This is a genomic window from Frigoribacterium sp. VKM Ac-1396 (genome assembly GCF_015350895.1).
Classification (GTDB): Bacteria; Actinomycetota; Actinomycetes; order Actinomycetales; family Microbacteriaceae; genus Frigoribacterium.
Window position 1 is genome coordinate 1 of record NZ_JADKSD010000006.1, and the last position, 540, is coordinate 540.

The window sequence follows — 540 nt, forward strand, 5'->3', positions numbered from 1 at the left end:
GCACTGTCGGGGGCCGTGTCGTGCCGGGTGAACGTCAGGTACGGGACCGCGATCGCGCTGACGAGGCCGAGCACCGTACCGATGGTCCACAACACCCAGTCGATGCCGACCGCCAGGGGCGTACCGAGGACGTCTCTGCCCAAGAGCAGGGTGCCCGCGCCGACGGTCAGCAGCGCCATGGGCGGTGCCCCGTAGAAGTGCGCCATCACCGGATTGAGTCGATGCCCCCGCGCGGTGGCTCGGTAACGCACCCAGTGCATGACGGTCGCCGTGCTGAGAGCGACCAACAACACGCTGGCCAGTGCCCAGACGATGGTCGCGGCAGGGCGCAGCCCCGGGAACTGCAACGGCAGGGTCGCCGCGGCGTTGGCGACGATGCCGGTCCCCATGATCGACGCGAACCAGTTCGGGGTCAGGTTCGACACGATCTGCCCGCGGTGCTCGAGCTGGCGGAACAGACCGTGCGTGCGGGGAGGGGCGACAGTCGGTGTGATCGCGGCAGGCATGCCTCGATCTTCGTACGTGCGTCCGGCTGCCGAT

The 540-nt window shown here is 69.1% G+C and carries 1 pseudogene; it reads right to left on the minus strand.

The features are described from left to right. Window positions 1–506 (minus strand): annotated as a pseudogene (locus ITJ55_RS15825) (C4-dicarboxylate ABC transporter); the annotation flags it as partial. Window positions 507–540: the final 34 nt, after the last annotated feature.